The sequence below is a fragment of the Streptomyces sp. NPDC107522 genome (assembly GCF_055657525.1).
Window position 1 is genome coordinate 73,690 of the sequence record NZ_JBVKAU010000020.1, and the last position, 23,210, is coordinate 96,899.

A 23,210-nucleotide genomic window follows, 5' to 3' on the forward strand; every position below is an offset into this window, starting at 1 on the left:
GGGGTCAGCGACGTGGGAGCGTCATCGCCCGCTCCAGCGCCCGCAGGAAGGAGCTGACCGTCCCCCGGTCCCGCACCGCCAGCCGCAGCCACTCCTCGCCCAGTCCGGGGAACGTGTCCCCACGCCGGACCGCGAACCCGAGGTCGCGCAGGTGCCGTCGTACGGCAGCCGCATCGGGCAGTCGTACGAGGACGAAAGGGCCCTCGGCGGGTTCGACGACCAGGAGTCCGGACGAGGCGAACTCGCCGAGCCCGGTGACGAGATGGGCCCGGTCGGCCGCGATGCGGTGGGCCGCGTGGGCCGCCTCCGCCAGGGCCCGGGGGGACACGCAGGCCTCCGCGGCGGCGAGCGCGGGCGTGGAGACCGGCCACAGGGGCTGGGCGCGCTCCAGGTCGGCGATGGTCTCCGGGGCGGCCAGGACGTAGCCGATCCGCAGCCCGGCCAGGCCCCAGGTCTTGGTCAGGCTGCGGAGCACCACCAGACCCGGCACGTCCGTCCGCCCGGCCAGGGCCTCCCGTTCACCCGGCACCGCGTCCATGAACGCCTCGTCCACCACCAACGTCCGCCCGGGGCGGGCGAGTTCGGCGACGGCGTCGGCCGGGTGCAGTACGGACGTCGGGTTGGTCGGGTTGCCGATCACCACCAGGTCGGCGTCCTCGGGGACGGCCGCCGGGTCGAGGCGGAAGCCGTCCGCCTCCCGCAACAGCACCCGGTCGACGGTGTGGCCCGCGTCCCGCAGGGCCGCCTCCGGCTCGGTGAACTGCGGGTGCACGACGACCGGCCGGCGCACCTTCAGCGCCCGCGCCAGCAGCACGAACGCCTCCGCCGCCCCCGCCGTCAGCAGCACCCGCTCCACCGGCAGCCCGTGCCGCGCCGCCACCGCCGCCCGCGCGGCCCGCCCGTCCGGGTAGGCCGCGAGGGAGCCCAGCGAGTCGGCGATGCGCTCGCGCAGCCAGGCCGGGGGCGTGTCGGCGCGGACGTTCACCGCGAGGTCGACCAGCGCCGAGCCGTCGTCACGGACCTCGGCGTCCCCGTGGTGCCGCAGGTCGTGTGCCTCAGTGGGCATGGGAGTGGGTGCCATGGTGGTGTCCGTGGTGGTGATGACCGTGGTGGTGGCCGTCGTCGTCCGGGTGGAAGTGCGGCTGCTGGGGCATGCCGACCTTGTCCTCGAAGCCGGGCAGCGCGATGCGGTACACGCACGAGTCGCAGTTCATCCGCAGATCGCCCTTGATCGCCTCCTCGTACCGCTCCATCACCAGGTCGAGCAGCTCCGGCTCCGGACCGATGACGTCCGCCGAGCGCACGTCGATCTCCGGGTGGGCGGCCGCCCAGCCCTCGGTCTGCTGGCGGACGCGGTCCGGGAGGATGCCGGTGAAGAGGAAGTACGGGAGGACGACGATGCGCCGTGCCCCGAGCTTCACGCAGCGGTCCAGGCCGCTCGGCACGTCCGGCGCCGCCAGCGACACGAACGCCGTCTCCACGCCCGCGTATCCGCGCCCCTCCCACAGCAGCCGCGCCGCCTTGTGCACCTCGGCGTTGGCGTCGGGGTCCGTGGAACCCCGCCCGACCAGCAGCACGGTGACATCGGCCCGGTCGCCGGGCGTGCGCCCCTCGGTGCCGAGCGCCTCGTCAAGGCGGCGCTCCAGGACGGACAGCAGCGACGGGTGCGGGCCCAGCGGGCGGCCGTAGGTGTAAGAGATCCCGGGGTGGCGCTCCTTCTCGCGGGCCAGCGCGGCCGGGATGTCGCCCTTGGCGTGCCCGGCGGACACCAGCATCAGCGGCACCGCGGCGAACCGCCGTACGCCTCGCTCCACCAGCTCGGTGACGGCCTCGCCCAGCGGCGGCGGGGACAGTTCGATGAAGCCGCCCGCGACGGGCAGTTCGGGGTGGCGGCGCCCCAGCTCCCGTACGAAGTCGCGGAACGCCTCGGCCCCGGCGTCGTCCCGGGTGCCGTGACCGGCGATGAGCAGGGCGGGCGGCGGGGTGGTCACAGTTTCTCCTCGGGATGGGAAGCGGGGTGGTACAGCAGGGCGTTGAGCGCGGCCGAGGCGACCGCCGAACCGCCCTTCTCGGACACGTTGCTCACGGCGGGCAGCCCGCTCTCGCGCAGCGCGGCCTTGGACTCGACCGCGCCGACGAAGCCGACGGGCAGTCCGATGACGAGCGCCGGATCGGCGTCCAGCGTCAGCAGCTCCTCCAGCGCGGTCGGCGCGTTGCCGATCACCCAGAGGGCGCCCGGGCCGACCTGCTCGTAGGCGAGCCGCATGCCGTGGGCGGAACGGGTCAGCCCCGGACCGGCCACGGCGTCCCTGAGCCGGCAGACGGTCTCGCGCCGGGTGATGCCGGCTCCGACCATCTCCACGTCCACGACGACGGGCGCGCCCGCGTGCAGGGCCGCGTGCGCCTTCTCCAACGCGCCCTCGTCCATGACGAGGTCGGTGGCGTAGCCGAGGTCGGCGGCGGAGTGGATGACCCGCTCCACCACGGCCCGGGTCAGCGGCGGGAAGTGCGAGGTGTCCAGGCGGGCGCGCAGCCGCCGGTAGGACTCCTGCTCGATGGGATGGATCACGCGGTTCACTCGGCGCCCTCCTGCGCTGTCTGCCAGCGGTAGCCGCGCGGCGTCACCATGCGGCCCGCGATGTCCCGGGTCGCCGTGTTGCCCACGGTCACGACCGTCATCATGTCGACGGTCGCCGGATCCAGGGCACCCAGTGTCGTGAGCCGACCGGACTCGTCCGGCCGTGACGCGTTGCGTACGACACCGACCGGCGTGGTCGGCTCGCGGTGCTCGGCGAGGATGGCGAGCGCCTTGGGCAGCTGCCAGTCGCGGCCCCGGGAACGGGGGTTGTAGAAGGTGACCACGATGTCCGCCTCGGCCGCGGCCCGCACCCGCCGCTCGATGACCTCCCACGGTGTGTGGAGGTCGGAGAGGCTGATGGACACGTGGTCGTGGCCGAGCGGGGCGCCCAGGATCGCGGCGGCCGCGAGGGCGGCGGTCACGCCCGGCACCCCGATCACGTCGATGTCGTCGGACGCCTCCGCGAGCGCGGGGGAGGCCATGGCGTACACGCCCGCGTCCCCGCTGCCGATCAGCGCGACGGCCTGACCCTTGCGGGCCTCCGCCACGGCCGTGCGCGCCCGCTCCTCCTCGGCGCCGAGCCCCGACTCCAGGATCCGGGTGCCGGGCCGCAGCAGGTCGCGGATCTGGTCGACGTACTGGTCGAGGCCGACGAGCACGGAGGCCCGCTCCAGCTCGGCCTTCGCGCGGGGGGTGAGCAGGTCCCGGGCGCCCGGCCCGAGCCCGACCACCGCGAGCCGCCCGCGCTCCGGACGCCGTACGACGGCACAGGTCGCCATCGCCGGCTGCCCGTCCGCGCGCTCCGACTTCCGTTTCGGTACGAGGAGTTCACCGCCGCGCACGAGGGCGGCGGCCTCGGCGACGGAGGGGGTGCCGACGGCCGCGAGGGGTGCGTCGGAGGGGTTGGGGACCTCCACGGCCGCCAGTTCCTCGGCGGAGTGGGTGACGAGGGGGACGCCGAGGCGGGCGGCGGCCTCGACGATGCCGGGCTCGTCGGCCTTGGCGTCGACGGTGGCGAGTTCCGCGAGGGACTTGGGGGAGAGACCCCCGTCGCCGAGCGCGCTCTCGATCAGCCCGAGGATCTCCTCGACGGGGGCGCCCTTCGAGGCACCGACACCGACGACGAGGGATGGCGGGCGCAGCACGACCTCGCGCTCCGCGGGGGCGACGAGCCGGTCCGTCAGCCGGATCGTGTACGACCCCTCGGCGCCGGCCCGCAGCGGCGGCAGCGGCCAGGGCACCTCGGCCTTCAGCGCGACCGCCTCGCCGTCCAGCATGGCCCGCGAGACCCCGGCGACATCGCCCTCGACCGGGAAGCCGAGCGTGTCCAGACCGGGCAGCCCCACGGCATCCGTCGCCGTGGTCACCACGGGCTCAGCACCCAGCAACTCCCCGACCTGCCGGGCGATTTCATTGGCGCCGCCGCCGTGCCCACCGACCAGCGACACGGCGAACCGCCCGCCCTCGTCGACGCACACCACACCCGGGTCGGTCGTCTTGTCGCCCAGCAGCGGGGCGATCAGCCGTACGACCGCCCCCGTGGCCAGGAAGCACACGAGCTGCTCACACTCGGCGAACGCCCGGCGTACGGCGTCCTTGACGGGGCCGTCGTACACGCGCGTGCGGTCCGGCCACGCCGCGGCCAGCCGGTCCCGCGCCGCCGCCCCCGCCGCGGTGGCGGAAATGAGGCCGATCACTGGGCAACTCCTTCAGTACAGGCTTGAGGCCGCACGCCCCACAGCAGGAAAACGGGATTGGTCGCCGCGAGCCGGGTCACGTCCCCCGGCAGCGGCGCGAGCCGGGACGACTGCAACAGCACCCCGTCGCAGGAGAACCCGGCGCCGGTGAGCGCCTCGCGTACCGCCGGTACCCGGTCGAGCGCGGCCATGGCGACGACGACCGTCCGCCGGGCGCGTCGCGCGCACGCGGTGACGATGGCGGGCAGCTCGCGGCCTCCGCCGCCGATGAACACGGCGTCGGGATCGTGGAGGTCCGACGACAGGACGGTGGGCGCCGCCCCGTGCAGGACCCGTACGTCGACGCCGTGCGCGGCGGCGTTGGCGCGGATCCGCTCGACACCGTCCCGGGTCTTCTCGATCGCCGTTACGGCGGCACCGAGCCGCGCGCATTCGACGGCCACGGAACCGGAGCCCGCGCCGACGTCCCACACCAGATCGCCGAGGCGCGGCCCGAGCCGGGCCAGGGCGAGCGCCCGTACCTCGAACTTGGTGATCATCGAGTCGCGGTGGGTGAACTCGCCCTCGTCCAGCGCCCATCCGGCGGGCCCGGCCGACGCCCCGGCGACCGTGCGCACGCCCCCGAGCGCCCGCGCCTCGTCCAGGCACAGCACCACACTGACCGCTGTACCCCAGTCCCGGGCGGCGGCCTCGGCGGGCGTCACCCGCTCCACGCGCTCCTCGGCCGAACCGAGCGCCGAGACGACGACGAGGACCCGCGAGTCGGCCCGGTGCACGAGAGCGGCCCCCAGCTCGGCGGGCCCGGAACCGGGGCCGGTCAGCACGGCCACCTTGGGACGCGCCCGGCACACATTGACGGCCGTACGCAACTCCCGCCCGTGCGCGCTGACCACCACGGCGTCGTCCCACGGCAGGCCGACCCGCGCGAAGGCCCCGGCGACGGACGAGACGCCGGCCCGCACATCGAGCCGCTCCGCCCCGAACCGCTCCGCCAGCACCCGCACGATCCCGAAGAACCCGGGATCGCCGGAGGCCAGCACGACCACACGGCCGTCCTTGTCGAGATGCCGTTCGATGGTGTCGAGGGCGGGCGCCAGCGGCCCGAGCACGACCGTCTCGGCCGCCTCGGGCAGTCGTACGGCATCGAGGTGCCGCCTGCCGCCCACGACGAGCTGCACCCCGGCGAGGACGTCGTCGGCGACCGGCGCCCCCGTCCCCGTGCCGACGACCGTGATCGGCCTGCCGGGGATCACGAACTCGCCCCTCGCTCGCGCAGCGCCCGGCGGGCCTGAGGGTCGGCCTTGCGGTACCCGTGGAAGTGACCGGGGTGGTACAGGTGCGAACGCGTGCCCTGCGCGTCGAGAGCCGGGCCGACCAGGAACAGCGTGTGCTTCCAGAGCTTGTGCTCCTTGACGGTCTCCTCCAGCGTGCCGACGGTGCACCGCACGATCAGCTCCTCCGGCCAGGTCGCCTGGTAGGCGACGACGACCGGCGTGGACGTCGGATACCCGCCCTCCAGCAACTCCCGCACGAGCTGCCCGCTGCGGGCCGCGGACAGGAAGATCGCCATGGTGGTGCCGTGCTTGGCGAACTCCCTGACCTCCTCCCCGGGCGGCATCGGCGTCTTGCCGCCGCCGAGCCGGGTGAGGACGACGGACTGGGCGACCTCGGGGATGGTCAGCTCCCGCTGCGCGAGCGCGGCGACGGCGGAGAAGGCGGAGACGCCGGGGACGACCTCGGTGGCGATGCCGATCCGGGCACACCGGTCGAGCTGCTCCTGGGTACCGCCCCAGAGCGCGGGGTCACCGGAGTGGATACGGGCGACGCGCAGGCCCTCGGCGACGGCCCGCTCGTACACGGCGACGACGTCCTCCAGGGACATGGTCGCCGAGTCGAGGATCTCGGCGTCCTCGCGCGCATGCTGCAGGACCTCCGCCTGGACCAGGCTGGCCGCCCAGATCACGACGTCGGCCTCGGCGATGGCACGCGCGGCACGGAACGTCAGCAGATCGGCGGCGCCGGGGCCGGCACCGACGAAGGTCACCTTGCCGGTGGGGGCATCGGCCATGGGGAATCGGTCCTCTCCTACAGGGATTTGAGCGGGGTCCAGCGGGGGCGTTGTACGGACGGCGTCAGAGCTTTCCGCCCCGCCCGCCGTCGCGGCGCGCGGGTGCGATGAGCGTCGACAGATACGGCAGGGGCGTGCCGTCGAGCTCGGCGGCCGGCCGGATCGACTCCTCCTCCAGCCCGAGCGCCGACCCCCACACCGCGTCCTCGATCCGCCCGGTCTCCCGCAGTGCCTCGGCGACCTCCTGCGCCTGCCGCCCGAACTTGTAGGCAACGACGGTCCCGGGCCCGGCGAGAGCCTCCTTCAGCACGGTCGCCCCCGCGGTCACGGGCACGAGCGTGAGCGGCTCGGTCCCTTCGGTCAGCACGGCACCCGACCGCGCGGCGAGGTCCTGCATGGCGGTGATGCCGGGGACGGTCTCGACGACGGTGTCGGGCACCAATTCGCCGATGGTCTGCGCGAGATAGGTGAAGGTGGAGTACACATTGGGATCACCGATGGTCGCGAAGGCCACGACGCCGTGCCCGCGCAGCAACTCCGCCACCCGCTCGCCCGCAGCGTCCCAGGCGGCCTCGCGCCGCCCCCGGTCGGTCCGCTCATTGAGGGCGAACACGACCCGGACGACCTTCTCCTCGGGCACGTAATGCAGCACGGTCGCCTCGGCCCGCCCCCGCTCGCCCGTGTCCATGACGGGTACGACGACGACATCGGCGGCCCGCAGAGCGTTGACGCCCTTGACGGTCACCAGCTCCGGATCACCGGGACCGACCCCGACTCCGATCAACCTGCTGCTGCTCATGACGTCCGGCACCTCTCCACGAACCGACGGGCGACACCGGGCTCTCCGGCCCAGTGCGTGTGCAGATAACTCGCGTGCACGCCCTGCTGTACGAAACCTTCGACCCGCCTCCAAGGGGTCCTGACCCCCCAGGCGGGCGCCGCCCCCGAGCCGGGCTCGACGACGGTCCGATGAAACTCGTGCCCCCGCATCCGCGTCCCCGCGGCGGCGAGGGAACTGTCGCTGACGGCAACGGCGTCCCGATACCCGAGGGTGAGCCGCTCGCTCATCCGCGCCGCGGCATCGAGCACCCCGCACATGGGCTGCCCGTCGAGCTCACGGCACAGGTAGAGCAGCCCGGCACACTCGGCGGCGACGGGCGCCCCGCTCAGCGCGAAGTCGCCGATGGCCTTGCGCAGCGGCTCATTGGCGGACAGCTCGGCGGCGTACACCTCGGGGAACCCGCCACCGATGACCAAGCCGCGTGTGCCGTCGGGGAGTTGCTCGTCCCGCAGGGGGTCGAAGGGGACGACTTGGGCACCGGCGGCGGTGAGAAGCTCGGAGTGCTCGGCGTAGGAGAACGTGAACGCTGAGCCTCCGGCAACGGCGACCACCGGCATTCCAGCCCCTCTGGAGGAGTTTGAGGACGAGGACACGCCATCCCCAACCCCCACCCACCCGCTGGGAACACTTGTCGACGCGGGTCCGCACTGTTCAGCCCGTCCGGCGTTTGAGGACGAGGCCCCTTCAGGGCCGAAGCGGGGGTCTGGGGGCGCAGCCCCCAGCGGGGTCGAAGGGGCGGAGCCCCTGGAGGACGGGAAGGGCAGGGGCGGCGGGGGCGAAGAAGCGACGACCTCAGCCGCATCCCAAGCCGCACACGACACCGCACCCGCACTCCGCGCCAGCGCGACCAACGCCTCCAGATCACACCCGCCGGAGACCTGCGCCGCCATCGCCGCAACCGCGTCCACCGCGGCAGCCCGCCGCTCGGCGACCGGCACCAGCCCCAGATGCCGCGACGGCGTATCCACCTGGGCAACCCGCCGCACAACCCCCAGCACAGGCACCCCCGCCTGGTCCAACGCCTCCCGCAGCAACTCCTCATGCCGATCCGACGCGACCTTGTTCAGAATCACGCCCCCGACCCGCACCTCCGGATCCCAGGACGCAAACCCATGCACCAACGCCGCCACGGACCGCGACTGCGAAGACGCATCGACGACCAGCACCACAGGCGCCCGCAGCAACTTCGCCACATGCGCGGTGGACGCCAGTTCACCCTCCCCCGCGGCGCCGTCGTACAGCCCCATCACCCCCTCGACGACGGCGATGTCACACCCCCGTGCCCCATGCAGGAACAACGGCCCGACCAACTCCGGCCCGCACAGATACGCGTCGAGATTCCGCCCCACCCGCCCGGTCGCGAGCGCGTGGTACCCGGGATCGATGTAGTCCGGCCCCACCTTGTGGGGAGACACGGCAAGCCCCCGCGCGGCGAGCGCGGCCATCAACCCCGTGGCGACGGTGGTCTTGCCACTGCCCGAGGAGGGCGCGGCAATGACCAGCCGAGGGACGGAAGAAGTCACCACTCGATGCCCCTCTGGCCCTTCTGGCCCACGTCCATCGGATGCTTCACCTTGGACATGTCGGTCACGAGGTCGGCGAAGTCGACGAGCTTCTCGGGCGCGTTCCGCCCTGTGATCACCACATGCTGGGTCCCCGGCCGGTTCCGCAGCACGTCGATCACCTCATCGGTGTCGACCCACCCCCAGTGCATCGGGTACGCGAACTCGTCGAGCACGTACAGCTTGTACGTCTCGGCGGCCAGGTCCCGCTTGACCTGCTCCCAGCCCTCCCGGGCCTTGTCCTCGTTGTCCATCTGGTCGTCCCGCTGAACCCAGGACCACCCTTCACCCATCTTGTGCCAGTCGACGGACCCGCCTTCACCACTGGCCCCGAGCACCCGCAGCGCGTTCTCCTCGCCGACCTTCCACTTGGCCGACTTGACGAACTGGAACACCCCGATGGGCCAGCCCTGGTTCCAGGCCCGCAGTGCGAGCCCGAAGGCGGCGGTCGACTTGCCCTTCCCGATACCGGTGTGCACGACGACCAGCGGCCGATTACGACGCTGCCGCGTCGTCAAACCGTCGTCCGGCACCACACTCGGTTGCCCCTGAGGCATTACGCGGCCCTCCTCTGTACGTCCTTCACCAGCCCGGCGATGCTGTCCGCCCGTAGTTCGTCCAACGTCACCGCCGTACCGCCCAGTTCACCCGCGAGCTGCCCGGCGAGCCCCAGCCGCACGGGCCCGGACTCACAGTCCACGACCACGGAGGCGACCCCCTCGGCCGCGAACAGCCGAGCGGCCCGGCCCGCAAGGGCAACGGGCTCCGGCCCACCGGTGGCCCGCCCGTCCGTCACCACGACCACCAGCGCCCGCCGCGCCGGATCCCGCAGCCGCTCCACCCGCAGCACGTCATGCGCCTTCAGCAACCCGGCGGCCAACGGCGTCCGCCCACCCGTCGGCAGCGACTCCAGCCGGACCGCCGCCGCGTCCACGGACGACGTCGGCGGCAGCGCGACATCGGCCGCCGCCCCCCGGAAGGTCACGAGCCCCACCTTGTCCCGCCGCTGATACGCGTCCAGCAGCAACGACAGCACAGCCCCCTTCACGGCACTCATCCGCTGCCGAGCCGCCATCGACCCCGAGGCGTCCACGACGAACAGCACGAGATTCCCCTCGCGCCCCTCCCGCGCCGCCTGCCGCAGATCGTCCCGGCGCAGCACCAGCCCCGGCCCGGACCGTCCCCGGGCCCGCTGATGCGGCGCGGCAGCCTGCACGGTCGCCGCCAGATGCAGTTTGGTCAGGGCACCCCGGGGCCGCCGGGCCCCGGTCGTCCGCCCGTGCTCGGTCCGGGCCCGCGAACGCCGCCCGGCGGCACCCTCGCCGATCCCCGGCACGCTCAGCACCTTCGTCCGGAAGGGCTCGGCGGCACGCACCGCCTGCTGCTCACCCGACCCGGCCCCGGAAGGCTGCGGCTCCCCGCCCTCCCCGGCCTCGGGACGCGCGGCGGTGTCACCCCCCTGCGGACCGTCGGACTCCGAAGGCGACTGCCCGCCGCCCCCGCCGCCCGGCCCGTCCGGATCGGGATCCTCGTCACCCTCTGCGTCCCCGTCCCCGGAGAACTGCTCCAGCGTCTCGTCGAGCTTGTCCTCGTCGAGCCCCGGCGCGTCGAAGGGGTTACGCCGCCTGCGGTGCGGCAGCGAGAGCAGCGCGGCCTGCCGCACATCCTCCGCGAGCACATCCGTCCGCCCGGCCCACGCGGCCAGCGCCGTCGCCGTCCGCGCCATCACGATGTCGGCCCGCATGCCGTCCACCTCGAACGCGGCACATGTCGCCGCGATCTGCCGCAGCGCCCCGTCACCCAGCCGCACGGACGGCAACAGCTCCCGCGCGGCCACGATCCGTCCCCGTACGGCCGCCTCCTCGTCCGCCCAACGCGCGGCGAACCCGCCCGGGTCGTCGTCGTAGGCGAGCCGCCGCCGTACGACCTCCACCCGCTGGTCCGGCTCCCGCGAGGCAGCGACCTCGACGGTCAGCCCGAACCGGTCGAGCAGCTGCGGCCGCAGCTCGCCCTCCTCGGGGTTCATGGTGCCGACGAGCAGGAAACGGGCCGCGTGCCGGACCGAGACACCCTCGCGCTCCACGTACGACGCACCCATCGCGGCCGCGTCGAGGAGCAGGTCCACCAAGTGGTCGTGGAGGAGGTTGACCTCGTCGACGTAGAGGATCCCGCGGTGCGCGTCGGCGAGCAGGCCGGGCTCGAAGGCCTTCACGCCCTCCGCCAGCGCCCGCTCGATGTCCAGCGCGCCCACCAGCCGGTCCTCGGAGGCGCCGACGGGGAGTTCGACCATACGGGCGGGGCGCTCGACGCCGCCCCCGCTCTCGTGCGGCCCGTCCGGGCAGGAGGGGTCCGGCGCGGCGGGGTCACAGGAGAAACGGCACCCGGGGACGACCGCGACCTGCGGCACCAGCGCCGAAAGGGCGCGCACGGCCGTCGACTTGGCGGTGCCCTTCTCGCCGCGCACCAGCACTCCGCCGACCGCCGGCGACACGGCGTTCAGCAGCAGCGCGAGCCGCAGATCGTCCTGACCGACAACAGCGGTGAAAGGGAAGGGAGTTGTCACTTCTCGTCGCCCTCCAGGTCGCCTTCGAGCTCAAGGTAGGTCGCCCGCAGCCGCTCCAGCGTGTCCGCGTCCGGCTCGGCCCACAGCCCGCGGTCGGCGGCCTCCAGCAGCCGCTCGGTGATGCCGCGCAGCGCCCACGGGTTGGACTTCTTCATGAAGTCCCGGTTCTCGGCGTCGAAGACGTACTCCGCCGACAGCTTCTCGTACATCCAGTCGTCGACGACCCCGGCCGTGGCGTCGTACCCGAAGAGGTAGTCCACGGTCGCCGCCATCTCGAAGGCGCCCTTGTAGCCGTGCCGCCGCATGGCCGCCATCCAGCGCGGGTTGACCACCCGGGCGCGGAAGACGCGGTGGGTCTCCTCGCCGAGCGTGCGGGTCTTCACCTGGTCGGGAGTGGCACTGTCACCCACGTACGCCTCGGGGTTGGCGCCCGTCAGGTGCCGCACCATGGCGACCATGCCGCCGTGGTACTGGAAGTAGTCGTCGGCGTCGACGAGGTCGTGCTCGCGTGTGTCGACGTTCTTCGCTGCGACGTTGATCCGCTTGAACGCGGTCTCCATGTCCCCGCGCGCCGCCCGCCCGTCGAGCCCACGCCCGTAGGCGTAGCCGCCCCAGACGGCGTACACCTCGGCCAGGTCGGCGTCGCTTCGCCAGTTGCGGGCGTCGATCAGCGGCAGCAGACCGGCGCCGTACGCGCCCGGCTTGGAGCCGAAGATACGGGCCGTCGCGCGCCGCCGGTCACCGTGCTCGGCGGTGTCCTCGTCGGCGTGCGCCTTCACGAAGTTCCGGTCGGCGGGCTCGTCCAGCTCGGCGACCTTGCGTACGGCGTCGTCGATCAGGCCGACGACGTGCGGGAAGGCGTCGCGGAAGAAGCCGGAGATGCGGACGGTGACGTCGATGCGGGGACGGCCGAGCTCCTCCAGGCCGATCACCTCGAACCCGGTCACCCGCCGCGAGGCCTCGTCCCACACCGGGCGGCAGCCCAGCAGCGCGAGGATCTCGGCGATGTCGTCGCCCTGAGTGCGCATCGCGGACGTGCCCCAGACCGTCAGGCCGACGGACTTCGGGTACTCGCCGGTGTCCTGGAGGTACCGCTGCACGAGCGAGTCGGCGAGCGACTGCCCGACCTCCCAGCTCAGCCGGGACGGGATGGCCTTGGGGTCGACGGAGTAGAAGTTCCGGCCGGTCGGCAGGACGTTGACCAGTCCGCGCGTGGGCGAACCGGACGGGCCCGCCGGGACGTAACCGCCGTTTAGCGCCCGCAGGATGTGCCCGATCTCGTCCGTGGTCCTGGCCAGACGCGGTACGACCTCGTTGCAGGCGAACTCCAACACGGCGACCGCGTCCGGGAGTTCGGTGCCGAGGACGTCACGGACGAGGGAGGGGACGGCCGAGACGTCCCACGCCCGGGCCTCCATCCCCTCCGCGACCCGCCGGCACAGCTGCTCCAGCAGGTCGATGGCGTCGGCGGCCGTCCGGGACGGGCCCTCGACCAGATCCGTCAGCTCGACCGGCACCTTCACCGGAGCGCCCGGCTCGGCGAGCAGCTCCTTCTCGACGAGCCCGAAGTGGGCCGCGAGGGACGCCCGGAGCCCCGGGAGCGCGTTCGCCTGCCCGCCCCACACCTGCGAGGCGCGCAGCACGGCCAGCACGAGGTTGACGCGCGGCTCGCCGACCGGACCGCCGCCCAGGATGTGGAGCCCGTCCCGGATCTGCACGTCCTTGATCTCGCACAGATAGCCGTCGATGTGCATGACGAACTCGTCGAACTCTTCGTCGTCCGGCTGCTCGTCGACATGCAGGTCGTGGTGGAGCTCGGCGGCCTTCACGAGGGTCCAGATCTGGGCCCTGACCGCCGGCGCCTTCGTCGGGTCCAGGTCGGAGACCAGCGCGTACTCGTCGAGCAGCTGCTCCAGCTTGGCCAGGTCGCCGTAGGTGTCGGCACGCGCCATGGGCGGTACGAGGTGGTCGACGACTGTGGCGTGACCGCGCCGCTTGGCCTGGGTGCCCTCGCCGGGGTCGTTGACGATGAACGGGTAGATCAGCGGCAGACCGCCGAGTACGGCGTCCGGCGCGCAACCACCGCTCAGCCCCAGCCCCTTGCCCGGCAGCCACTCCATCGTGCCGTGCTTGCCCATGTGCACGATGGCGTCGGCGCCGAAACTGTTCTCCAGCCACCTGTACGCCGCCATGTAGTGGTGGGAGGGCGGCATGTCGGGGTCGTGGTAGATCGCGATCGGGTTCTCGCCGAAGCCGCGCGGCGGCTGGATCATGACGACGACGTTCCCGAACTGGAGCGACGCGAGGACGATGTCGTCCCCGTCGACATACAGCGAGCCCGGCGGCTCGCCCCACGCCTCGGTCATCGCGTCCCTGAGCTCCGGGTCGAGCTTGTCGAACCAGGCCTGATAGTCGGCCAGCGGCACACGCGCCGGCGCGGAGGCCAGCTGCTCCTCGGTCAGCCACTCGACGTCGTGCCCGCCGGCCTCGATGAGCCGGTGGATCAGCTCGTCGCCGTTGTCGGGGTACTCGGTGAGCCCGTACCCGGCGTCCCGGAGCGCGTCGAGCACCCGTACCGCCGACGCGGGCGTGTCCAGGCCGACCGCGTTGCCGACCCGCGAGTGCTTGGTCGGGTAGGCGGTGAAGACGAGCGCGAGCTTCTTGTCCGCGTTGGGCTTGTGCTTCAACTGCGCGTGCCGTACGGCGATCCCGGCGACCCGCGCGGCCCGCTCCGGGTCGGCCACGTACACCGGCACGTCGTCCGGGCCCTGCTCCTTGAAGGAGAACGGGACCGTGATGAGACGCCCGTCGAACTCGGGGATCGCGACCTGCATCGCCGCGTCCATGGGGGAGAGGGCGGCGTCCGACTCGTCCCAGGCGGCCCGGGACGAGGTGAGGCAGAGCCCTTGCAGCACCGGGACGTTCAGGTCGGCGAGCGCGCCGATGTCCCAGGCCTCCTCGTCGCCGCCCGCCGATGCCTGCGAGGCGTGCGTGCCGCCCGCCGCGAGGACGGTGGCGACGAGGGCGTCGGCCTTGCCGAGGATCTCGTACAGTCCGTCGTCCGCGCCGCGCAGCGAACCGCAGTACACGGGAAGGGCGTTGGCGCCGTGCGCCTCGACGGCGTCGCACAGGGTGTCCACGAAGGCGGTGTTGCCACTCAGCTCATGGGCCCGGTAGAAGAGCACGCCGACGGTCGGACGGCCCTCGACGAAGGGGCGCTCGCCGTGGACGCCGTATTCCGGCATCTTCTGCGGCTCGACGAAGCCCTCGCCCGTCAGCAGCACGGTGTCCGAGAGGAACCGCGCGAGTTCGGTGAGGTTGGCGGGCCCGCCCTCGACAAGGTACTTCAGCGCCTCGGCCACGACACCGGCCGGGACGGACGACTCGGCCATCAACTCGGCGTCGGGGACGGCCTCGCCGCCCAGCAGCACGGTCGGGACACCGGACGCCTTCAGCTTGGCGAGCCCGTCCTCCCAGGCCCGCTTGCCGCCCAGCAGCCGTACGACGGCGATGTCCGCGCCGTCGAGCAGCGCGGCCAGCTCGCCGTCGACGTCCACGCGCGTCGGGTTGCCGATCCGGTAGTCGGCACCGGAGGCGGCCCGGGCCGCCAGCAGGTCCGTGTCGGCGGTCGACAACAACAACACAGTGCTCATGCGGGCGCTCCCGGTGGAATGAAAGGCAGTCCTTGCGGCGCGCCCGACTCGATGAGCCGCCAGAGCGCGTCCGTGTCCGCGTGCTGTTCGATCAGGTCGCCGAGCCGGTCGAGCTGCTCCTCGCGCAGCGCGGCGAACGACGTGTCGGCGGCCGGCACGAAGCGGCGGCCCGCGGCGGCCGCCACCTCCCGCAGGAAGGCCCGCCGGAAACCGTCCGACTCGAGCGAGCCGTGCCAGTGCGTGCCCCAGGTCTGGCCGACCCGGCAGCCGTCCAGGAAGGGGTCGCCACCCGATATCTCGGCAACCCCGTGATGGATCTCGTACCCGTCGACGTGCTCGCCGAGAGCTTCCCCGCTCGGCCGGGTGAGGGTCTTCTCGCGGGCGAACCGCACCCGGACGGGCAGGACCCCGAGCCCGTCGACATGCCCGCGCCGGCTCTCGACGTCGTCCTCGATGTGCTCGCCGAGGATCTGGAAGCCGCCGCAGATGCCGAGGACGGGCCGCTGCTCGGCGACCCGGCGCACGAGGGCCTCGGCGAGCCCCCGCTCGCGCAGCCACTCCAGGGCGCGGACGGTTCCGCGGGTGCCGGGGATGACCACCAGGTCGGCGTCGGCGAGCTCCTCCGGTCGGTCCACGAACCGCACGACGACACCCGGCTCGGCGGCCAGGGCGTCGACGTCGGTGAAGTTGGACATCAGGGGAATCGCACAGACGGCGACGCGCAGCACGTCCTCCCCGACCGGCGGAGCGACGTTGGACTCCCGTACCGTCCCCCGCAGGGAGACCCGCAGGCCGTCCTCCTCGTCGATGCCGAGCCCGTGCCGGAAGGGCAGGACACCGTACGTCCGCCGCCCGGTGAGCCCGTGCAGCATGTCCAGGCCGGGCTCCAGGAGGCTGACATCCCCCCGGAACTTGTTCACGAGGAACCCGGCGACGAGCGCCTGGTCCTTGGGGCTGAGGAGCGCGACGGTCCCGAAGAACGAGGCGAAGACCCCGCCGCGGTCGATGTCCCCGACCACGAGCACGGGCAGCCCGGCGTTCCGGGCGATCCCCATGTTCACGATGTCGGTCCGCCTGAGGTTGATCTCGGCGGGACTCCCCGCCCCCTCACAGATCACCGCGTCATACGTGCCCCGCAACTCGGCGAGACAGTCCAGCACGGTCCCCAGCAGCGCCTGCTGCCGCCCGCCGTGGTATCCGCGTGCGCTCAGCTCACCCACCGGCTTGCCCAGCAGCACGACTTGGCTGCTCTGCTCGCCACCGGGCTTGAGCAGCACGGGATTCATCAGCGCGGTCGGCTCGACGCGACAGGCCTGCGCCTGCATGGCCTGAGCCCGCCCGATCTCGGCGCCCTCGCGCGTGACGAACGAATTGAGGGACATGTTCTGCGCCTTGAAGGGCGCTACCTTGACGCCCTGCCGCACCAGCCACCGGCAGATCCCGGCGGTGACGACACTCTTCCCGGCGTCGGAGGTGGTACCGGCGACGAGAAGCCCACCACCCGTCATGACGTACGTCCTCTCTTGGTGCGGCCTCGTTTCAGGAGCCGCGCGCCGGCGCACACGCCCAGCGCGAGCCAGCTCACGCGCTGCGACAGCCGTACGGCACGCTCGATGTCCGTGACCCGAACGGGGCGCCCGGCGGCGCCGTTGAGCACGGGCCGGTGCTCGACCCGCCCGCCGTACGACAGCGTCCCGCCCAGGCGCACCCCGAGGGCCCCCGCGAACGAGGCCTCGACGGGCCCGGCGTTGGGGCTCGGGTGCTTCGCGGCATCGGCCCGCCACGCCCGTACGGCCCCGCGGGCGTCACCACTCCCAACAGCGGCCAGCACGGCGGTCAGCCGCGCGCCGGGCCAGCCCGCCACGTCGTCGAGCCGGGCCGAGGCCCACCCGTACCGCCGATACCGGGCCGACTTGTGCCCCACCATGGCGTCCAGCGTGTTCACGGCCCGGAACCCGAGCAGCCCCGGCACCCCACCGACGGCTCCCCACACGAGCGCCCCCACCACCGCATCGGAGGTGTTCTCCGCAACGGACTCGACGACGGCCCGGGCGATCCCGTCCGCGTCCAGCGCCTGCGGATCCCGCCCGCACAGATGCGGCAGCCGCTCCCGGGCCCCCTCGACGTCCCCCGCATCGAGGGCACGCCCGATGACCCGCGCCTCACGCGCGAGCGAGGTCCCGCCGACAACGGCCCAGGTGGCGGCGGCGGTCAGCGCGACGGAGGCGGCACGCGACGGCCGTACGACGCGCTGCGCGACGGCGCCGAGCGCCACCGCACCGCCCGCGCACACGGCGGTGTGCAGCACGCCCCGTCCGCGGTGATCCCGCCACAACACCTTCTCCACGGCCCCGGCGGCCCGCCCGAACGCGGCGACCGGATGCCCCCGGCGCGGGTCGCCGAGCAGCAGATCACCGAGAAGTCCGGCGGCGGCGCCGTACGCGAAGACGCGATCGGCACGCATCGGGGTCAGCCGACCGTCGGTTCAGACGTGGGTCCGACACTGCATCTCGATCGGCAGGCGAGCATCGCGTTATGTCCTCACTCAGGGTGTCCACGCCCTGGTTCGACGAGACCGGCGGTGAGAGTTCCTGGCTCCCGGGGCTATCTACCCCGGTGACAGTGGCGGGACCGCGCCGGATTCACACCGGCTTCCTCTCCTACCGCCGTACATGGCTCCGGCAGTCCACCACGGGGTTGGAAGGGGCGTCAACTTGCTGTTGACCTGCGAGGGGAGAGTGTGCAGAAGCCCACATGAGTGGCACCGGCCAGCACCCCGCCGGGGCCCAGGAAACCGACTCGGGTCGAATTCCCTGTGACGGGTGGCCTTCCGCGAAGTCCGTTGCGGCGAGGGTATCGGGCGCCTCCAATAAGTCGTACGAGGTGCTACGAGATGTAAGGAACTCGTCGAAACTGTATGGGAATTGACGAATCGGGTGGACCGGGAGCAGCCCGCCTCTTGGCAGGGCTCGGCGCGGCGGTGGGTCTTTCCCGCCGGCGCCGAGCACGGCGCCGAGTACTTGTTCGGTCGGCTGATCGTGGAGCGACGGGGTGAGGAACTGACGGCGGAGCCTGTCCGTCTGAAGGAATCGGATGGCGCGGAGGCTGACGAACTGGCCGCCTTCTTCACCATGGACAGCCGCCGTGGCGTCCGGTGGGAGTCCGGCCACGACTCGCCGGCTGTATCGAGTTCGGCGCCCCTCTGTACGACAGCAAGGTCGCGCTACTGTCCCGGAAATGACGACCGGGCGGGTGCGGGGAACGTCGTCCCCGCACCCGCCCGGCGCAATCCGTATGTCAGGCCACGATCAGATAGATCCCGTATCCCACAGCCGCCGCACACGCAGCGAAGCACGCGTACGCGCCGGTGACCGCGAAGGCGGCCGAGCCGCCCTGGGCCGAGGCCTTCTCCTGGCGGGACAGGCCCGCGATGCCGAGGGTGAACAGGCCCACGAGGGCCACCGTGACCACGAGGCTGACGCCGAAGACGGAACCGAGGGCCGCCCAGTCGATCTTCATACTGCTGTTTCCTTCGTTACCGGGTGGGCGGGGCTCAGACCGTGGTGGCCGGCGAGGCCGCCGGTTCGGTCGCCGGGGCCGGGATCGTGGCCGTGAGGTCCTCGGTCGCCGTGCCTGTCGGGGGCGGGGTCACGGCGGCGATGGCTGTGGTCACCACGCCGGCCGGCTCGTCGGTCTCGTTGACGTTCGTGTGGTCGACGACCTCACGGCGGGAGAGCTTCCAGATCGCGGCGCTGGAGGCGACCAGGAAGACCGCCACGAGGGCCGTGCCCCAGTTGCCGAAGCCCGTCACGTACTCCGCGAGCGCGCCGACCAGCGCGGCGGCCGGGAGCGTGAGGCCCCAGGCGACGAACATGCGGGTGGCGGTCGACCAGCGGACGACGCCGCCCTTGCGGCCGAGGCCCGCACCCATCACCGAGCCGGAGACGGAGTGCGTGGTGGAGAGGGAGAAGCCGAGGTGGGAGGAGGCCAGGATGACCGTCGCGGCGCTGGTCTGGGCGGCGAAGCCCTGCTGCGGCTGGAGGTCGGTCAGGCCCTTGCCCATGGTGCGGATGATGCGCCAGCCGCCGAGGTAGGTGCCGAGCGCGATGGCCAGACCCGCGGAGAGGATGACCCAGGTGGGAGGGTCGGAGTCGGGGGCGAGGGTGCCGCCGGCGACCAGGGCGAGGGTGATGATGCCCATCGTCTTCTGCGCGTCGTTGGTGCCGTGGGCGAGGGAGACCAGGCCGGCGGAGGCTATCTGGCCGGCGCGGTAGCCCTTCTTGGACGCGTTGCCGTCGGCCTTCTTGCCCAGGGAGTACGTCAGGCGGGTGGCCAGCATGGCGGCGATGCCCGCGACCAGCGGGGCCGCGATCGCCGGGATGAGGACCTTGGTGACCAGTACGTCACCGTGGACCGCGCCCATGCCCGCCGAGGCGATGGTGGCGCCGATCAGACCGCCCATGAGGGCGTGCGAGGAGCTGGACGGAAGTCCGACCAGCCAGGTCAGGAGGTTCCAGAGGATCGCGCCGACCAAGGCGGCGAAGATGACCTCGGGACGGATGCCGGTCTCGTCGACGAGACCCTTGGAGATCGTGTTGGCGACCTCCACGGAGAGGAAGGCGCCTACAAGGTTCAGCACGGCGGACATGGCCACCGCGACCTTGGGCTTGAGCGCACCGGTCGAGATGGTCGTGGCCATCGCGTTGGCGGTGTCGTGGAAACCGTTCGTGAAATCGAACGCGAGTGCGGTTACCACCACAATCGCGAGGATCAGCGAGAAGTTTTCCATTTACCCAGGCAATCGTTCGAGGTCGTTGGCCTGTCGAACGTAGGTAACCTGAGTGAACGGAAGGTGAACTGGGGCAGGCCGCACGGTGTCCGGCAGGGAGGGTTTCTCCTATGAGCGGAGGCTCCGGTTCCGTCGGACAGCGCGCGGCCCGGGCGCCGCACGGCTAGTAGCCGCGGGCGAACTTCCTCAGCTGGCTCATGGACCCGTTGAAGAGATTCTGGTCACCCGGCAGGCTCCCGCCGCCGTTGTCGTACTGCCAGAAGGTCCAGAACTGCCATCCGGCCGGCAGTGCCCCCGCGCTCGAGGAGTTGTAGCGGGCTGTCCACAGGGCGTGATTCGAGGCGAAGGCGCGGCTGGCGCCGGTGCAGGTGTTCCACCAGTGCGTGGTGGTGTAGATCACCGGACGACGGCCGGTGAGACGCTTCACCTCGTTGCTGAAGGACTGGATCCAGTTGACCATCTTGGCCTTGCTCAGTCCGTAGCACTTGTGCTTGCTGTACGGGTTGTACTCGATGTCGAGCGCGGGCGGCAGCGTCCAGCCGTCCGGCGTCCAGCCGCCGCCGTTGCGCACGAAGTGCTGCGCCTGCGACCTGCCCGACGACTTGTCCGGCAATGCGAAGTGGTAGGCGCCGCGGATGAGGCCCGCGTTGCGGGAACCGTTGTACTGCTGGTTGAAGTAGGGGTTGCGGTAGGTGTGCGACTCGGTCGCCTTGACGTAGACGAACGTGGCGCCCTTCGCCTTCGAGCTCTGCCAGTTGACGTTCTTCTGGTGGGAAGAGACGTCGTGGCCCTTGGGCTTGCCTGCTGCCGCCGCCGGAATCTCGGCGAGCGCGGTCCCCCCGAAGGCGAGCGCTGCCACGGACGCCGCTATGAGGCGGGAGCGGTGACGGGACGGTTTGCGATCACGAGCCATATTTCCCCCCGGAATGGCGACGTGCACGACAAATCCCCCAGAGATTACTGGAAGGTCATTGAATGCCTGTCGATCTCCGGCCAAGCACGGGAAGAGAGTGATGTATCCGTATATGCACCCTTCCGGACGCCGGTCTTCCGGCCTAAAGTGCCCCGCCTCCTGGGCGACTTGAGGCCGCGTCGCGATGGGGCCTGGCAGGATCGCCGCATGGCTGAGGACATGGCTGAGGAGCGACGGGACCAGCGGGGTGTTCGGGGTGGGAGGGATGCGCGCGAGCGCGCGCAGGAAGTGGGCGAGCCGTGGGGCAGGCGCGTGCGCCCCGAGGAGGCGGATGCCTGGGAGGCCCTTGTGGCGACGGCGCGCCGGACCGTCGCCGACGGGCTGGTCGTCGGCACGTCCGGGAACGTCTCGGTGCGGGTCGGGGACACGGTGCTGGTCACGCCGTCGGGAGTGCCGTACGACCGCCTGACGCCGCAGGACGTGACGGGGGTCGACATCGACGGCCGGCAGGTGCTGGGCGCGCTGGTGCCGACGAGCGAGCTGCCGATGCACCTCGCCGTCTACCGCGCCACGGACGCCGGCGCCGTCGTCCACACCCACGCCGTCCACGCGACGGCCGTCTCGACCCTGGTCCCCGAGCTCCCGCTGATCCACTACATGGCCGCCGCGCTCGGTGGACCGGTCCGGGTTGCCCCGTATGCGACGTACGGCACCCAGGAGTTGGCCGAGAACATGCTCCGGGCCCTCACCGACCGCACCGCCTGCCTCCTCCGGAACCACGGCACGATCGCCTACGGCACGACCCTGGACCAGGCCTACGACCGCACGGCCCAGCTGGAGTGGATGTGCCGCCTGTGGCTCACGGCGTCATCGGTACCGGGGCTCACGCCGACGCTGCTGTCGGAGGGGCAGGTGGCGGAGGTGGGCGAGCGGTTGCGGGGGTACGGGCAGCGGGCGTGACGGTTGCCTCCGGCGGTTGGGCGGGGTATTTCAGCCCGTCCGGCGTTTGAGGACGAGGCCCTTTCGAGGCCGAAGCGGGGGTCTGGGGGCGGCAGCCCCCAGGAGCCGGGGTCGAAGGGGCAGCGCCCCTGGAGTATGGGATGGGTAGGGGCGGCGAGGGCGAGAAAATCCAGGACGCGGGCGGCACGCCCTTGGCGCCGGGCCACGCGCCCCCCCCGGTCGGCCACAGCGCCGTACACCTCGCAAGCCCACGGCGACGGCACCCCCGCACCCCCACCGGACCTCACTCCATGCCGCCCTCCCACTGGCCGCTCCCCCCATACGCCCGGACACTGGACCCGTGCGCACTGTCAAAGCGACGGCCGCTGCCGTCACCGTGGCTCTCGCCGCCGGCGCCGCGAGCGTCGCCGCCGGCCGGTTCGCCAGTGGCGCCGCGCTGACGGCGCCCCCAGGCCGGCCCCTGCCCACCGAACCCCGGCTCACCGTGCACGCCACGGCCGCCGGTCAGATCGCACTCACCCGAGACCTCGCCTCCCTGCGCCCCGGCACTTACGGCCTTGCCGGCGACGCCTCGCACGCGGTCGTCGGCCCCGTCCTCGCCACGGCGAACCACTCCGCCGACACCGTCGTACGCCGCCTGGAGCGCGTCACCCACGGCACCCTCCGGCCCGGCGACAGCGTCTGGCTCACCCCGAACGTGTACGTCGGCAACCCGAGCGCCGCCCTCGGCCTCGACCACGCCGATGTCGACGTCCCCGGCGAACTCGGCTCCCTGCCCGCCTGGTTCGTCCCCGCCACACGGGACACCTGGGTCATCGCGGTGCACGGCCTCGGCACGACCCGCGAACACGCCATGAACGTCATGCGGTTCCTCAGCGGCCGCCACTTCCCGGTCCTCGCCCTCGCCTACCGCGGCGACCTCGGCGCACCCCGCCCGCCGGACGGCCTGAACCACCTCGGCGAGACCGAGTGGCGCGACCTGGACGCCGCGATGCGGTACGCCGTGCGGTACGGCGCCAAGCAGTTCGTGCTGCTCGGCTGGTCCACCGGCGCGACGATGGCGCTGCGTGCCGCCGCGCACTCCGGTCTGCGTGACCGTGTCTCCGGCCTCGTCCTGGACTCCCCGGTCCTCAGCTGGGAGACCACCCTGCGTGCCCTCGCCAGGGCCCGCCACACGCCGAGCGCCCTGCTGCCGCTCGCGGTCCGCGCGGCCCAGGGCCGCACAGGCCTGGACACCGCACGCGGCGACGGCGCCCCCGACCGCCTCACGGTGCCGACCCTCATCTTCCACGGCCCGGACGACAGGGTGGCCCCCTGGGCCCTCTCCCGCCGCCTGGCCGACGCCCACCCCAACCTGGTGGCCCTCCACACGGTCAGGAACGCCCCCCACTCAGCCATGTGGAACGCCGACCCCGAGGCCTACGAAGAAGCCCTCCGCCGCTTCATGACACCCCTCATGTGACCCCGCCGGCTCGCCGACCTCTCCCAGGGCCCACTCCGCACCTTCCCGGCGGCAGGACTCTGTCAGTCGCTCCGTACGCTCTCCTTACGCGCCGTTCCCACCCTCGGTCACCTCCCCTCCGTAC

The 23,210-nt window shown here is 72.4% G+C and carries 18 protein-coding genes and 1 riboswitch; of the genes, 2 read left to right on the top strand and 16 right to left on the bottom strand.

Annotated elements, in window-relative coordinates:
* Positions 1-4 precede the first annotated feature (4 nt).
* The 16 genes from cobC to ACZ7L6_RS38110 form a co-directional block, all read right to left on the bottom strand.
* Positions 5-1,066 (bottom strand): Rv2231c family pyridoxal phosphate-dependent protein CobC, encoded by a 1,062-nt coding sequence (gene cobC / locus ACZ7L6_RS38035; protein ID WP_471932147.1) that lies wholly within the window; start codon positions 1,064-1,066, stop codon positions 5-7.
* Positions 1,056-1,991, bottom strand: a complete 936-nt coding sequence (locus ACZ7L6_RS38040; RefSeq protein ID WP_471932149.1) for a sirohydrochlorin chelatase — start codon at positions 1,989-1,991, stop codon at positions 1,056-1,058. The genes cobC and ACZ7L6_RS38040 overlap by 11 nt, the downstream gene beginning before the upstream one ends.
* Positions 1,988-2,578: a precorrin-8X methylmutase gene (locus ACZ7L6_RS38045; RefSeq protein ID WP_471932151.1), complete on the bottom strand. Its 591-nt coding sequence runs from the start codon at positions 2,576-2,578 to the stop codon at positions 1,988-1,990. Before ACZ7L6_RS38045 ends, ACZ7L6_RS38040 begins: the two co-directional genes overlap by 4 nt.
* On the bottom strand, positions 2,575-4,275 hold the full coding sequence (gene cobJ, locus ACZ7L6_RS38050; RefSeq protein WP_471932153.1) for a precorrin-3B C(17)-methyltransferase: 1,701 nt from the start codon (positions 4,273-4,275) through the stop codon (positions 2,575-2,577). The genes ACZ7L6_RS38045 and cobJ overlap by 4 nt, the downstream gene beginning before the upstream one ends.
* Positions 4,272-5,528: a precorrin-6y C5,15-methyltransferase (decarboxylating) subunit CbiE gene (gene cbiE, locus ACZ7L6_RS38055; protein WP_471932155.1), complete on the bottom strand. Its 1,257-nt coding sequence runs from the start codon at positions 5,526-5,528 to the stop codon at positions 4,272-4,274. Before cbiE ends, cobJ begins: the two co-directional genes overlap by 4 nt.
* Positions 5,525-6,343: a precorrin-4 C(11)-methyltransferase gene (gene cobM / locus ACZ7L6_RS38060; protein WP_471932157.1), complete on the bottom strand. Its 819-nt coding sequence runs from the start codon at positions 6,341-6,343 to the stop codon at positions 5,525-5,527. The genes cbiE and cobM overlap by 4 nt, the downstream gene beginning before the upstream one ends.
* A gap of 64 nt (positions 6,344-6,407) precedes the next feature.
* Positions 6,408-7,154: a precorrin-2 C(20)-methyltransferase gene (cobI, locus tag ACZ7L6_RS38065; RefSeq protein WP_471932159.1), complete on the bottom strand. Its 747-nt coding sequence runs from the start codon at positions 7,152-7,154 to the stop codon at positions 6,408-6,410.
* The gene (locus tag ACZ7L6_RS38070) at positions 7,139-8,707 is read right to left on the bottom strand and encodes a cobyrinate a,c-diamide synthase (RefSeq protein ID WP_471932161.1); all 1,569 of its coding nucleotides are present in this window, start codon (positions 8,705-8,707) and stop codon (positions 7,139-7,141) included. The genes cobI and ACZ7L6_RS38070 overlap by 16 nt, the downstream gene beginning before the upstream one ends.
* Entirely contained in the window at positions 8,704-9,303 is a 600-nt protein-coding gene (cobO, locus tag ACZ7L6_RS38075; RefSeq protein ID WP_471932163.1) for a cob(I)yrinic acid a,c-diamide adenosyltransferase, read from the bottom strand. Before cobO ends, ACZ7L6_RS38070 begins: the two co-directional genes overlap by 4 nt.
* A complete protein-coding gene (locus ACZ7L6_RS38080) occupies positions 9,303-11,309 on the bottom strand; it encodes a putative cobaltochelatase (RefSeq protein ID WP_471932165.1) in 2,007 nt (668 codons plus the stop codon). Before ACZ7L6_RS38080 ends, cobO begins: the two co-directional genes overlap by 1 nt.
* Positions 11,306-14,962 carry a cobaltochelatase subunit CobN gene (gene cobN / locus ACZ7L6_RS38085; protein ID WP_471932167.1) on the bottom strand — a complete coding sequence of 1,219 codons (3,657 nt, stop codon included), beginning with the start codon at positions 14,960-14,962 and terminating at the stop codon, positions 11,306-11,308. The genes ACZ7L6_RS38080 and cobN overlap by 4 nt, the downstream gene beginning before the upstream one ends.
* Positions 14,959-16,470, bottom strand: coding sequence for a cobyric acid synthase (locus ACZ7L6_RS38090; RefSeq protein ID WP_471932169.1), 1,512 nt, complete (start codon positions 16,468-16,470; stop codon positions 14,959-14,961). The genes cobN and ACZ7L6_RS38090 overlap by 4 nt, the downstream gene beginning before the upstream one ends.
* Positions 16,467-17,426, bottom strand: coding sequence for a cobalamin biosynthesis protein (locus ACZ7L6_RS38095; protein ID WP_471932171.1), 960 nt, complete (start codon positions 17,424-17,426; stop codon positions 16,467-16,469). The genes ACZ7L6_RS38090 and ACZ7L6_RS38095 overlap by 4 nt, the downstream gene beginning before the upstream one ends.
* Positions 17,427-17,528: 102 nt before the next feature.
* Positions 17,529-17,668, bottom strand: a riboswitch (cobalamin riboswitch).
* A 591-nt stretch (positions 17,669-18,259) separates the two neighbouring features.
* Entirely contained in the window at positions 18,260-18,481 is a 222-nt protein-coding gene (locus tag ACZ7L6_RS38100) for a hypothetical protein (protein ID WP_471932173.1), read from the bottom strand.
* Positions 18,482-18,515: 34 nt separating this feature from the next.
* Positions 18,516-19,751, bottom strand: coding sequence for an inorganic phosphate transporter (locus ACZ7L6_RS38105; RefSeq protein WP_471932175.1), 1,236 nt, complete (start codon positions 19,749-19,751; stop codon positions 18,516-18,518).
* A 163-nt stretch (positions 19,752-19,914) separates the two neighbouring features.
* The gene (locus ACZ7L6_RS38110) at positions 19,915-20,664 is read right to left on the bottom strand and encodes a lysozyme (protein WP_471932177.1); all 750 of its coding nucleotides are present in this window, start codon (positions 20,662-20,664) and stop codon (positions 19,915-19,917) included.
* 219 nt (positions 20,665-20,883) lie between these two features.
* Here ACZ7L6_RS38110 and ACZ7L6_RS38115 point away from each other — a divergent pair, with 219 nt between their 5' ends.
* Both ACZ7L6_RS38115 and ACZ7L6_RS38120 read left to right on the top strand, forming a co-directional pair.
* On the top strand, positions 20,884-21,624 hold the full coding sequence (locus ACZ7L6_RS38115) for a class II aldolase/adducin family protein (RefSeq protein ID WP_471932288.1): 741 nt from the start codon (positions 20,884-20,886) through the stop codon (positions 21,622-21,624).
* 340 nt (positions 21,625-21,964) lie between these two features.
* The gene (locus tag ACZ7L6_RS38120; RefSeq protein WP_471932179.1) at positions 21,965-23,086 is read left to right on the top strand and encodes an alpha/beta hydrolase; all 1,122 of its coding nucleotides are present in this window, start codon (positions 21,965-21,967) and stop codon (positions 23,084-23,086) included.
* Positions 23,087-23,210 lie beyond the last annotated feature (124 nt).

What these genes read in the sequence shown, in the direction of transcription:
- cobC (WP_471932147.1), bottom strand. Translation starts at nt 1,066, where the DNA reads ATGCCCACTGAGGCACACGACCTGCGGCACCACGGGGACGCCGAGGTC.
- cobM (WP_471932157.1), bottom strand. Translation starts at nt 6,343, where the DNA reads ATGGCCGATGCCCCCACCGGCAAGGTGACCTTCGTCGGTGCCGGCCCC.
- cobO (WP_471932163.1), bottom strand. Translation starts at nt 9,303, where the DNA reads ATGCCTCAGGGGCAACCGAGTGTGGTGCCGGACGACGGTTTGACGACG.
- cobN (WP_471932167.1), bottom strand. Translation starts at nt 14,962, where the DNA reads ATGAGCACTGTGTTGTTGTTGTCGACCGCCGACACGGACCTGCTGGCG.
- ACZ7L6_RS38090 (WP_471932169.1), bottom strand. Translation starts at nt 16,470, where the DNA reads ATGACGGGTGGTGGGCTTCTCGTCGCCGGTACCACCTCCGACGCCGGG.
- ACZ7L6_RS38095 (WP_471932171.1), bottom strand. Translation starts at nt 17,426, where the DNA reads ATGCGTGCCGATCGCGTCTTCGCGTACGGCGCCGCCGCCGGACTTCTC.
- ACZ7L6_RS38100 (WP_471932173.1), bottom strand. Translation starts at nt 18,481, where the DNA reads ATGAAGATCGACTGGGCGGCCCTCGGTTCCGTCTTCGGCGTCAGCCTC.
- ACZ7L6_RS38105 (WP_471932175.1), bottom strand. Translation starts at nt 19,751, where the DNA reads ATGGAAAACTTCTCGCTGATCCTCGCGATTGTGGTGGTAACCGCACTC.
- ACZ7L6_RS38110 (WP_471932177.1), bottom strand. Translation starts at nt 20,664, where the DNA reads ATGGCTCGTGATCGCAAACCGTCCCGTCACCGCTCCCGCCTCATAGCG.
- ACZ7L6_RS38115 (WP_471932288.1), top strand. Translation starts at nt 20,884, where the DNA reads ATGGCTGAGGAGCGACGGGACCAGCGGGGTGTTCGGGGTGGGAGGGAT.